Consider the following 11,643-nt stretch of genomic DNA (forward strand, 5'->3'; position numbering starts at 1 on the left):
AATAGACAATTCCCATCTTTTTTCGACTATTACTCCAAAAATGCCAAATAAGCTGATTACAAAAATATCAAAAATGATTAGTACATTCGACGTATCTCAGAGCTTCGCAGATGGAATGCTGACATTATCAAACGGTGCCTTAGTGATTGGGGCGCTGTTAGTGCTGCTTGGCACAATAGGCGCAATACGTAGCACTGGCATATTGGATCGGTATAAAGACGAACGCATTAGTGAAAATGAAGTGAAAACTGAAAAAGCAAAAGCGGATGCTGCAAACGCAAATAAAGAGGCAGCGCAAGCAAATGAGCATACGGCCAAGCTCGAAAAAGAAGCAGCTGCTTTGACAGAATCTGCCGAAATGGAAAGACTGGCTCGTGTCAAGATTGAAGAAAGACTTGCATGGAGACGCGTTGACCCAACGCTATATAAACGTTTTGTAAAGGAACTGATCCCGTTTGCTGGATCAGTCATCAGTCTGAATCCTCTTGGCAACGGTGATCCAGAAACGGGGACTTTCACCGAGGATATTGCCAAACTAATGCACGATGCGAATTGGAAAGTGCAAATCGCCACAGGCAATGTACAAATTCCAGTTCCCGTTGGGTTGATTTGCAAAGTTGACGACCAAACCAAAGCTGGCAAGGCTCTTATTGTGTTTCTAAAGACACTTCCTTGCGCAAATATACAATTGACCCCTAACCTGGGAATGGTGGCAATAATAACCGTGGGGATTAGACCACCTCCCTAATAACTTTCTATAACCGCTTTGTCTCGACAGTACACATTCGAGATTTCCTGAAGCGGACATTCCCGCAATCTGATCCGAGCACTTTTTCATCGAACCTCCACGGTCCGTTGTGGCCGAACTCCAGTCTGTGGGTTGACGCGCCAAGCGTCCGCTCAACTCGGATACCTGCCTTTGAACCCATGACAGTTCATCCGGCAGCAATGAGGCGATAGCGGCCAACCACCAAACCTACGATCTCCGCCTGCCAGCCTTGGCTTGCACAAAACGGCGAATATATTCAACTGTGAATGCAACCTTGTTTTGCACAAAACAACCAGAATTCCTGATTTTGTGTGGAATTATTGAATCCAATCTCAGATTGAAAATAGCCTTTATTGTTACTACTGAAGAAGCAACCACATATTCCGAATACCCAAAATTTTTCCGCAAAGAGAATAATCCCCCGCGTGATTATTGGCATCGGAGCGTCTCTTTTCAATTATTTTGCGGAAACAAAAACTCGTCGAAACCTTTATGGATAGTGGATTCTATGGTTGGACTTTTAATCCGTTGGTCGCAGGTTCGAATCCCGCACGGCCTACCATTTAAGTAAAAGAGTTAAGCCATCCGTTCGGGCGGCTTTTTTCTTTCACTGAGTCGTTATCAGTCTTTCTCGGTGAAGTAGCAGCAAGGTACTCCCGAAATTATTCAGTATCCCTTCAGATACGAGACTGGCCTCCAATAGGTTGGATAAGCGGATCTTGTTTTTGATCGCATCGCGATTGTGAAGTTGCTCGCAATAGATATATTCCTGTATGCAATCTGCCCAGCGGTTATTCTGAAGTTCATGACGCACAGCATTTCTGATACGACCTCCCATTCCTGACGAACCATAACCATGGATTACTACGAGGGCTTTGAGGCCGACGCAGATGGACGCATGAATGGATTGATCCAGAATGACCAAGGCATCCTCCGCTTTTGGAGAGCCGTATTCCAGGTTTATCTTCCAGTAATCGGTATGAGGATGGGGTGGATTTGTGTCACCGCAAAACCGGCATGGAGTCGAGAACAGATTTCGGGGGTTACCGCAGTGATTGCATTCAAAAGGGTGACTCATAAAAGTTTATTACCCCTTCAGTGGTCACCCCGTCCGGTGTCTCAGTAAATTTCAGAATCACTATCCGAAGGCATCGTTGTGAGTGCCAATTCGATATTTGAGGCCAGATCTTTGGCATAGTCTGCCGCCTCGGATAATCGAATTGACTCATAAAACTTCGCTTTTAGGCGAAAACTATTGATATCTTCCAACAATAACGCTCTTATCTCATCCTTGCTCATCGGGAAACTCCTTGTGTGAGGTTTAACCGGGATCTTGCCTGCATTTTCTTCGTTAACTTTCTTCATCCAGCATCGTTTCATTTCTTTTGTCAGTATTCATTATCCCAAAATATCCGGACGGCTCAGGGAGGCGCTTCTAACCCTGATGACGTGGTATCGGGTTTTGCTGTTTCTTGCTTGGTCTCTGAAGATTTGTTCGTTGTTTCTTGGGGAACTTCTTTCGGAGTATCTTTCTCGTCCGTTTTCGGGGTGTCCTTTTCGTTTTTTTCGTCTGTTCTGCGTTCTCCAGTGGTGGCTACAAAAACAATGGATCCCAGAAAAAGTAGGCCTATGATCGTTTCAAGCATAAAATATTGGATCCTTCATATATTTTTTGATTGTGCGAACCTTCAAGTTATTTTCATACTCCAAAGTTTGAGGAGTCATTCCTCGCGGGTTGTCGACAGACGTGCAACCCATCGGTCGACAACAGATTCGTTCATAATAAATCTGAGGGGACCGCCATGAAAAAATTAAGTATTCCGCTGGCAGTGTTGTTGACCTGCCTAAGTGTGAGTATCTGGTCTGCAGACCATGAAGTCAAGATGATGACGCAGGGAAGCGATGGACAAACACTGGTCTTTGAGCCATCATTTCTCAAGGTCGCGGTGGGAGACACCGTTACTTTCAAGCCCATGCAGAAAGCAGGTCACACCAGTTACTCCATTTTTGAACCGGAGGGAGCAAAGCCTTGGAAGGCGCAACCTGATTCGGAAATCACAGTCAAACTGGACAAGGAAGGGGTTTATCTGGTGGAGTGTTTTGTCCATAAGACCTTGGGTATGGTGGCCGTGATCCAGGCTGGAAAACCAGTCAATCTTGAGGCAGCCAAGCAAAAAGCAGCAGAAGAATCTGCCAAGATGGCAGTCGGTAAGGATCGCTTCGCCAAGGAACTGGCTTTAGTCAAGTAAAGAGGACCTTTTCTTTTATTCCTCGCCCCACTCTGACAATTTCGGAGGGCGAGGGATCCTCCGGTTATCTCCGTTATCCTGTGTTGGAAGAAATGACATAGAAAACCTTTGGTATTTGGGCTATCGGAACCTGATGTGTGAGATTATCATCATCGCTTGGAGAGAGTTTAGGGTGGGAGGTTGTCATGTCGTTATTGAGCGGTATGAGTGGTAGCATCGGAGCAACGCTTGCTACGGGTAGCGTCCTTACTTCTGCTTTGTCCAAAAAACACGGAGGCAGTCGTGGAGAAGGGGAGGGTCATGGAGCAGCAGTATCAGGGTTTACGGGAGGAACGCTTATGTCCTCCGTGGTACAGTCCTTGCATCAAGTCATAGACGCAGGTTCTGCGAAGTCGGGAGCCCCTGCCGTATCTTCCTCCTCCGCAACGAGTTCTGCAAATTCCAGCCTTATCCAATGTGGTATGAGCCTGAAGGATGGCTGTATTTCCAACGAGGAATGAGCCTGAAGCGAATAATCTGAGGTCGATTGAAGAAGTGGGTTGATCATTGCAAGGATGATGATCAACATGAACGAAACACGGCTTTGCACGATTGAGCAGATTGAGCAATTTCTCAGTGGCTGCCTCCAGGTTGAATTCACCAAGTCTGGTGACGACAGCGAACGCTATGAACACATCAGCCGCGTGCTCAAGCGCTTTGACTATCCCAGGCAGGGTAAGCGAGAGAAAGGTGTGCTGCTGAAGTACCTGCAAGTCACCAGCGGCTACAGCCGCGCGCAAGTCACCCGCTTGGTCACCCAGTGGCACACAAACCGTTTGGCTACCGTACCCCTGTCCAAACGCTACCGTGCGCCTGCTGCCCCCTTTGCGCGCAAATACACGGCTATCGATATCGCGCTGCTCGCCGAGATGGACAAGGCCAATGAAGACGTGTGCGGCCCGGCCATTGCGCACCTCTTGCAGCGCGCTTACGGCGTCTATGGCGACGCGCGCTATGAGCGGCTGGTCGGCCTGTCGGTTTCGCACCTGTACAACCTGCGCAAAAGCACGGGCTATCAAGCCTTGCGGGTAGTTTTCGCCAAGACTAATCCGGTGTGCAATCACATCGGTGTACGCAAAGTGCCACGCCCCAACGGGAGAGTCGGTTTTGTGCGTATCGACACCGTCCACCAGGGCGATCTTGACGGCATCAAGGGCGTGTATCACATCACCTGCGTTGACTCTGTGAGCCAATGGCAAGTCGAGGCGTGCGTGCAGGGTATTAGCGAGGCATTTTTGTTACCCGTACTGGAACTGGTCATCGAACAGTTTCCTTTTGTAATTAGAGGGTTCCACTCGGACAACGGCTCTGAGTACATCAATGGCCCGGTGGCTGCGATCCTTGAGAAACTGCGGATCGAGCAAACCAAATCACGCTCGCGCCACAGCAACGATAACGCGCTGGCCGAGAGCAAGAATGCCAGTGTGGTGCGCAAGCACATGGGCTTCGAACATATCCCCCAAAAGTACGCTCAACCCATCAATGCGTTCTATCAGGAAACGTTTAATCCATGGCTCAATTTTCACCGCCCGTGCATGTTTGCGACCGAGATCATCTGCCCCAAGGGCAAGATCATCAAACGCTATAAAGACGAGGATGTGAAGACCCCGCTGGAATGCTTGGTGCTGTTAAGTGTGAAGGATTTAGTCACGCTCAAAGAGGGCATCACTCTGGACGCATTGCAGGCGCAGGCGAAGTCCAAAACAGACTTGGCGGCGGCACAGGAAATGCAACGCGCCAAGAGTGAATTATTTGCAAGCTTTCAAAAACAAAAACGCCGGGCGTAACTGATCGGAAAACGACACCGAAAAAGCACCAATTCTTGAGGCTAAAATCATTAGAAAATAAACTCAAAACCGATTAGCATAATTCCATTAAACTTAACTTTTAAACCCGACCAACCCGCACTATCAAATCACCAAGTCCGTCACTGCTTCAGGCTCATACCTGAATTGGAAAATACTATTCCCATTCGTCTGGGACATCGCCGGAACAGGCGTTGAACGTCTTCGTGCAGGCGCTCTTCTCATCCTTGTATGGAGCAAATAATGCGGTTTCAACGAATACCGCAAAACCGAGCGGTGCAGTGCAGGGACCGGTATCGACTGGGTACCTCTCTGCTCCAGGCTCTCTGGAAAACCGCCTGAGTGGTTTGATCCAGACGCTTTCTACGGCGAATCCATCTTCCATGTCGACCTCCTCAGTGATCGGGGGGCAAGCTGGAGTTGCGAATGTTCCGTCTCACGGAGCTTTGCAACAGGAGTTTCACAACCTGCTGTCTACTTTTGGAGCGACACAGGGTCAAGCGACCCTCAATGGATTTCTTACATCGTTGTCAACCAATCTGCAGAATCATGGGGCCAGTTTGGGGTTTAAAGCGATTGCTTGACAGGATGGATGTATGGGATTAAAATTCCATGTTCTGTGAATTTATCAAGGTGAATCCCATGTATGCGGTCATCAAGACGGGCGGTAAGCAATATCGCGTTCAGTCCGGAGAGAAGTTGAAAGTAGAGCGAATTGAAGCAGAAGTTGGCTCTGAGATAGGTCTCGATCAGGTACTGATGGTTGCAGATGGTGAAACCTTGTGCGTCGGGCGCCCTTTGGTAGAGGGGGCAAAGGTTGTGGCAACGGTGGTTAGTCATGGTCGTCATGACAAGGTGCGTATCTTTAAAATGCGTCGCCGCAAGCACTACCAAAAACATCAGGGACATCGGCAGAATTATACGGAACTGCAAATCGGTTCCATTACGACAGCAGTTTGAGGTTAAAACATGGCACATAAAAAGGCAGGCGGGAGTTCCCGCAATGGACGTGATTCCGAGTCGAAACGTTTGGGGGTCAAGGCCTATGGTGGGCAACTTGTCAGCGCAGGGAGCATCATTGTGCGGCAACGGGGTACACGCATTCACCCAGGGACCAACGTTGGCATGGGGAAAGATCATACCCTATTTGCCAAGGTGGAAGGACATGTGGTATTCCGCAACAAGGGACCGCTTAACGACAAGATCGTCATCATTGAACCCTTGGCCAGCGTTGCTTGATCGGCCATTGCGATTACAGGAAAATAAAGCCCTATCCGTTGTGATAGGGCTTTTTTATTGATATGAAATTCATTGATGAAGCACTGATCCAAATTCATGCCGGAAAAGGTGGGGACGGTTCTGCCAGTTTTCGGCGCGAGAAGTATGTTCCCAGGGGAGGGCCCGATGGCGGTGATGGTGGGCGCGGGGGTAGTGTCATTGCGGTGGCTGATCGTAATATCAACACCCTTGTGGACTATCGTTTCGCGCGTATCCACCGGGCTAAAAGTGGTGAATCTGGTCGTGGTTCGGATTGCAATGGGCGGGGAGCGCCGGATGTGATGCTCCGCATGCCCGTGGGAACCCTGATTCGGGAAGTTGAAACAGGTGCCATCGTGGCAGATCTGACGCAGCATGGTCAGCAGGTGATTTTGGCGCAGGGAGGACAGGGCGGCCTTGGTAATTTGCACTTCAAGTCCAGCACCAACCGTGCTCCCCGTCAGTTCACCAAGGGTGAAGCCGGCGAGGAAAAAGAATTACAACTTGAACTCAAGGTGTTGGCAGACATAGGTCTGCTGGGGTATCCCAACGCGGGTAAATCAACGTTTATTCGTGCGGTTTCTGCGGCACGTCCTAAAGTGGCTGACTACCCCTTCACCACGCTTCAACCCCACCTTGGGGTGGTTCGAGTGGATGATGCGCGTAGTTTTGTGATAGCGGATATCCCGGGTTTGATCGAAGGCGCGGCGGAAGGTGCCGGATTGGGGCATCAATTTTTGCGCCATCTGACGCGCACCCGTTTATTGTTGCATCTGGTGGATTGTGCACCGCTCGATGAAGAAATAGATCTGGTGGGACAGGCTCAAGCCTTGAGCAATGAATTGCTCAAATATGATGGGGCGCTTCATGCCAAGCCGCGCTGGATTCTCCTCAACAAGATGGATATGCTTTCTGAAGAGGCGCGTTCTGAAGTCCGGGCGCTTTTTGAGCAGTCTTTAGGGCCTCGACAGTTCTTTGAATTGTCGGCACTGACGGGAGAAGGATGTCGGGAACTGTGTTTTGCGATCATGGGGTATCTTCAGGAAATGAAAGCACAGAATCCGGAAATCGATGAATCTGCGCGCGATGATTTGATAAGCGACACCCCTGTTCTGGGTGCTGAGCCAGGTCTGGACCAGGACACATCTAATTCCTCAGAGAGCAAAAAATGACTTCCTTTGTGCGCACAGCACACCGTTTGGTCATCAAAATTGGCAGCAGTCTGTTGACCAATGAGGGGCGAGGTTTGGATCACGAAGCCATGCAAGGTTGGGCGGAGCAAATCCAGTTCCTGCGTAAAACAGGGAAATCTGTGGTGCTGGTTTCTTCAGGGGCAGTGGCCGAAGGGATGCGACGTCTGGGATTGAATGATCGACCCAAGGCTTTACATGAACTGCAAGCCGCCGCCGCCGTGGGACAGATGGGTTTGATCCAGGGGTGGGAAACTTGTTTTCGGTCCTATGACGTCGGTACGGCCCAGATTTTGTTGACGCGGGCCGATCTGGCTTCGCGCGAACGTTATTTGAACGCCCGATCCACCCTGTCCACTTTGTTAGGCTGGGGGGTCGTTCCCATTATCAATGAAAACGATACCGTGGCAACGGATGAAATCAAGGTGGGGGACAATGACACTTTGGGTTCGTTGGTGACCCAATTGATCGAAGCCGATGGATTGGTAATCCTCACGGATCAAGCCGGACTTTTTACGGCTGATCCGCGCAAGAATCCCAACGCAACCTTGATTGGCGAAGCAAAGGCAGGAGATCCGAACCTCGAAACCATGGCGGGTGGTGCGGGTTCAATTCTGGGGCGTGGTGGAATGCTCACGAAAGTTTTGGCCGCCAAACGGGCAGCACGCAGTGGTGCACATACGGCCATCGTTTGGGGAAGAGAACCCAACGTTTTGAATCGATTGGCAAGTGGAGAGAGTATTGGTACCCAATTGCTGGCCAGCCTTCCTGCTTTGACGGCACGCAAGCAATGGTTGGGTGATGCCTTGCCGGTGCGGGGCAGTTTGATGCTGGATGAGGGGGCAGTTACGGCTCTATGCCAGGAACAAAAAAGTTTGCTGCCCGTGGGAGTGACAGGTTTGCAAGGAGCGTTTGAACGCGGAGAGTTGGTCAGTTGCCTGGACAAGGAAGGCAAGGAAGTCGCTCGGGGGTTGGTGAATTATTCTGCTCGGGAAACCACCAAAATTCTGGGGCAGCCGACAGAGAGCATTGAAAACGTGCTGGGTTATGTGGATGAACCCGAATTGATTCATCGGGATAATCTGGTTTTGCTGCAGGGGTAGACGCCAGAAGAATAGAGGACTGGCGTATAATGCGCTTTTGCACGGGAGGCAGGTCATGCGCGTGGTTGAAAAAGCACTGACTTTTGATGATGTTTTACTCGTACCGGCCCATTCACAGGTATTGCCGCGGGAAGTCACCTTAACGACGCAGTTGTCCCGTGGAATCACCCTGAATATCCCTCTCTTGTCCTCCGCCATGGATACAGTCACCGAAGCGCGTCTGGCCATTGCTCTGGCTCAAGAAGGAGGAATCGGGATTCTTCACAAAAATCTTTCCATTGAGCAGCAGGCTGCCGAAGTGGCCAAGGTCAAACGTTTCGAATCCGGAGTGGTGCGAGATCCAATCACCATCACTCCGGACATGCCGGTAAGGGAGGTGGTTCAACGCACTCGCCAGCATCGTATTTCGGGTTTGCCAGTGGTGGAAAATGGACGGGTAGTGGGTATTGTGACCAATCGGGACCTGCGTTTCGAAAGCCGCCTGGATCAACCGGTGAGCGCGGTGATGACGCCGCGAGAGCGTTTGGTGACGGTGCGCGAAGGTGCAACGCGTGACGAAGCCATGAAATTGATGCATCAACATCGATTGGAACGAGTGTTGGTCGTTAATGATCAATTCGAATTGCGCGGTTTGATTACCGTGAAAGATATTCTCAAATCCAGCGAGCATCCCCTGGCAGCCAAGGATTCCGCTGGACGTTTGAGAGTTGGGGCTGCCGTTGGCGTAGGGGAAGGTACAGAAGAGCGGGTTGCGGCTCTGATCGAGGCAGGGGTTGATGTGTTGGTCGTAGATACGGCCCATGGGCATAGCCAGGGGGTCCTGGATCGGGTCCGTTGGATCAAGCGCCATTATCCCCATATGGAAGTGATTGGCGGCAATGTTGCCACCGCTGCAGCGGCCCTGGCACTTGTGGATCATGGTGCCGACGGCGTCAAGGTGGGGATAGGCCCAGGTTCTATTTGTACTACTCGTATCGTTGCGGGAGTCGGCATTCCTCAGATTACAGCAGTTCATAACGTGGCGACTGCTTTGGAAGGAACGGGGGTACCCTGTATTGCCGATGGCGGCATCCGTTTTTCAGGAGATGTGGCCAAGGCCCTGGCTGCCGGGGCAAATACAGTGATGATTGGAGGACTGTTTGCGGGCACTGAAGAGGCACCAGGCGAAACCGAATTGTTTCAGGGGCGTTCCTACAAATCTTATCGAGGTATGGGGTCTTTGGGAGCGATGCAGCAGGGGTCCAGTGATCGGTATTTTCAGGAAGAAGAGATCAACGCTGACAAGTTGGTTCCCGAAGGCGTTGAAGGGCGCGTTCCCTACAAGGGGCCAGTCTCGGTGGTGATTCATCAGTTGATGGGAGGCGTACGGGCCAGCATGGGCTATCTGGGCTGTCATACCATTGACGAAGTTCATCAACGCGCAGAGTTTGTGGAAATATCCTATGCCGGAATGCGTGAGTCCCATGTTCATGACGTCCACATCACCAAAGAAGCACCCAATTACCATATAGATTGAGTTATGTCCCGCCAGAAAATTCTAATTCTTGACTTTGGTGCTCAGTACGTCCAGTTGATTGCGCGGCGTGTTCGGGAGGCAGGGGTCTATTGTGAATTACATCCGTGGGATGTCACCGATCAGTTTGTGCGGGAATTTGCACCGCAGGGAGTGATCTTGTCCGGAGGGCCGGCTTCGGTGACCGCGGGGCATGAAGCGCCGCGTGCCCCACAGTCCGTGTTTGAGTTGGGAGTGCCCGTTCTGGGGATTTGTTATGGCATGCAGACCATGGCTGCCCAGTTGGGTGGTCAGGTGGAAAATGCTACCGTGCGGGAATTTGGGCATGCCACCGTCCAGACCTTGGGCGAATCCTCTTTGTTTGGCGAGTTGTGTGATCAGAAAGGTCCGCGCGGAGAATCCCTATTATCAGTATGGATGAGTCATGGCGATAAAGTAACCTCGCTACCTTCAGGATTTTTTATCAGTGCAGCGAATACAGTGACTCCGATTGCGGCCATGACCGATGAGACCCGCCATTTCTACGGGGTTCAGTTTCATCCGGAAGTTACCCATACCGTGCAGGGAAAGGCGCTTTTGACCCGTTTTGTGAGGGACATTTGCGGTCTTGGTGGGGATTGGACCATGCCCCATTTTATCACGCAAGCCGTGCAGGCGATCCGTGCTCAAGTGGGAACGGATGACGTGATTCTCGGACTTTCCGGCGGAGTGGATTCGTCGGTGGCGGCGGTTCTCATCCATAAAGCCATTGGTTCCCAGTTGACCTGTGTTTTCGTGGATCACGGTTTGTTACGCTACAGAGAAGCCGAGGAAGTCATGGCGACCTTTGGTCAGCACCTTGGCCTCAAAGTGATTCATGTAGACGCCAGGGAAACCTTCATGGGACATCTGGCCGGTGTCACAGACCCGGAACAGAAACGAAAAATCATTGGTCGTGAATTCGTCGAGGTGTTTCAGCGTGAAGCAGGATGCTTACCGCAGGCCAAGTGGTTGGCTCAAGGAACCATTTATCCGGATGTCATCGAATCTGCCGGCTCCAAAAATGGTAAAGCCCAGAATATTAAATCCCACCATAATGTGGGAGGGCTTCCTGAAACACTCCACCTGAAATTACTTGAGCCCTTGCGCGACCTGTTCAAGGATGAAGTACGCGCCTTGGGAGTAGAGTTGGGGCTTCCCTCTGAAATGGTCCATCGCCACCCTTTTCCGGGACCGGGTATGGGTGTGCGCGTATTGGGCGAAGTGTCGCCTCATTTTGTTGATTTACTGCAGCGTGCCGATGCTATTTTTATTGAAGAATTGCGTTCTTCGGGTTGGTATGACCAAGTTTCTCAAGCTTTCGTGGTATTTTTGCCCGTGCGTTCTGTAGGTGTCATGGGCGATGGACGAACCTATGAACATGTAGTGGCTTTGCGTGCTGTGGTCACCAGTGACTTTATGACAGCGCATTGGGCCGAACTCCCATACGACCTGCTGGGAAAAGTGTCCAATAGAATCATCAATGAAGTGCGCGGGATCAACCGCGTAGTTTATGATGTTTCCGGTAAACCTCCCGCGACCATAGAGTGGGAGTGAGGGGGTTGCATGTATTCTAGAGTTTTCCCTGAATTGCCAAAGACTTAATGAATTTCTGCGATGCCTACAGGTACATCGTCAACGATTCAGGTTTGAAACGACAAGCGATTGATCTCGAAAGGCTTTGCGCTTTTCGCCGTATC

Annotated in this window: 13 protein-coding genes; 9 read left to right on the top strand and 4 right to left on the bottom strand. The window is 50.8% G+C overall.

All coding sequences use genetic code 11. The features are described from left to right. The first annotated feature begins 40 nt into the window (after window positions 1-40). Window positions 41-748, top strand: a complete 708-nt coding sequence (locus tag HO274_RS09875; protein WP_273119201.1) for a hypothetical protein — start codon at window positions 41-43, stop codon at window positions 746-748. Window positions 749-1,376: 628 nt separating this feature from the next. Here HO274_RS09875 and HO274_RS13685 read toward each other — a convergent pair. The 3 genes from HO274_RS13685 to HO274_RS09885 are packed head-to-tail and all read right to left on the bottom strand — an operon-like array spanning window position 1,377 to window position 2,415. Continuing rightward, on the bottom strand, window positions 1,377-1,847 hold the full coding sequence (locus HO274_RS13685; protein ID WP_035416950.1) for a Smr/MutS family protein: 471 nt from the start codon (window positions 1,845-1,847) through the stop codon (window positions 1,377-1,379). Between the two features lie 41 nt (window positions 1,848-1,888). Continuing rightward, window positions 1,889-2,134, bottom strand: a complete 246-nt coding sequence (locus HO274_RS09880) for a hypothetical protein (RefSeq protein WP_031595418.1) — start codon at window positions 2,132-2,134, stop codon at window positions 1,889-1,891. 56 nt (window positions 2,135-2,190) lie between these two features. Next, on the bottom strand, window positions 2,191-2,415 hold the full coding sequence (locus tag HO274_RS09885; protein WP_031595416.1) for a hypothetical protein: 225 nt from the start codon (window positions 2,413-2,415) through the stop codon (window positions 2,191-2,193). 156 nt (window positions 2,416-2,571) lie between these two features. Between HO274_RS09885 and HO274_RS09890 the strand changes: the two genes are divergently transcribed. Continuing rightward, window positions 2,572-3,018, top strand: a complete 447-nt coding sequence (locus tag HO274_RS09890) for a plastocyanin/azurin family copper-binding protein (RefSeq protein ID WP_031595414.1) — start codon at window positions 2,572-2,574, stop codon at window positions 3,016-3,018. Between the two features lie 566 nt (window positions 3,019-3,584). Then, window positions 3,585-4,844, top strand: a complete 1,260-nt coding sequence (locus HO274_RS09895; protein ID WP_273119204.1) for an integrase catalytic domain-containing protein — start codon at window positions 3,585-3,587, stop codon at window positions 4,842-4,844. Window positions 4,845-5,019: 175 nt separating this feature from the next. On the opposite strand, the gene HO274_RS09900 is transcribed toward HO274_RS09895, so the two are convergent. Next, window positions 5,020-5,247 (bottom strand): hypothetical protein, encoded by a 228-nt coding sequence (locus HO274_RS09900; RefSeq protein WP_273119207.1) that lies wholly within the window; start codon window positions 5,245-5,247, stop codon window positions 5,020-5,022. A 257-nt stretch (window positions 5,248-5,504) separates the two neighbouring features. Here HO274_RS09900 and rplU point away from each other — a divergent pair, with 257 nt between their 5' ends. The 6 genes from rplU to guaA all read left to right on the top strand — a co-directional run bounded on the left by rplU (window position 5,505) and on the right by guaA (window position 11,500). Further along, window positions 5,505-5,822 (top strand): 50S ribosomal protein L21, encoded by a 318-nt coding sequence (rplU, locus tag HO274_RS09905; RefSeq protein WP_031595410.1) that lies wholly within the window; start codon window positions 5,505-5,507, stop codon window positions 5,820-5,822. A 9-nt stretch (window positions 5,823-5,831) separates the two neighbouring features. After that, on the top strand, window positions 5,832-6,101 hold the full coding sequence (rpmA, locus tag HO274_RS09910; RefSeq protein ID WP_031595408.1) for a 50S ribosomal protein L27: 270 nt from the start codon (window positions 5,832-5,834) through the stop codon (window positions 6,099-6,101). 62 nt (window positions 6,102-6,163) lie between these two features. After that, on the top strand, window positions 6,164-7,291 hold the full coding sequence (gene cgtA / locus HO274_RS09915) for an Obg family GTPase CgtA (protein ID WP_051861815.1): 1,128 nt from the start codon (window positions 6,164-6,166) through the stop codon (window positions 7,289-7,291). Continuing rightward, on the top strand, window positions 7,288-8,412 hold the full coding sequence (gene proB, locus HO274_RS09920; protein WP_031595405.1) for a glutamate 5-kinase: 1,125 nt from the start codon (window positions 7,288-7,290) through the stop codon (window positions 8,410-8,412). The genes cgtA and proB overlap by 4 nt, the downstream gene beginning before the upstream one ends. A gap of 55 nt (window positions 8,413-8,467) precedes the next feature. Beyond that, window positions 8,468-9,928 (top strand): IMP dehydrogenase, encoded by a 1,461-nt coding sequence (gene guaB / locus HO274_RS09925; protein WP_031595403.1) that lies wholly within the window; start codon window positions 8,468-8,470, stop codon window positions 9,926-9,928. 3 nt (window positions 9,929-9,931) lie between these two features. After that, window positions 9,932-11,500, top strand: coding sequence for a glutamine-hydrolyzing GMP synthase (gene guaA, locus HO274_RS09930; protein ID WP_031595400.1), 1,569 nt, complete (start codon window positions 9,932-9,934; stop codon window positions 11,498-11,500). The last annotated feature ends 143 nt before the right edge of the window (window positions 11,501-11,643 follow it).

This window comes from Ferrovum myxofaciens (assembly GCF_013181415.1).
GTDB classification, from domain to species: Bacteria; Pseudomonadota; Gammaproteobacteria; order Burkholderiales; family Ferrovaceae; genus Ferrovum; species Ferrovum myxofaciens.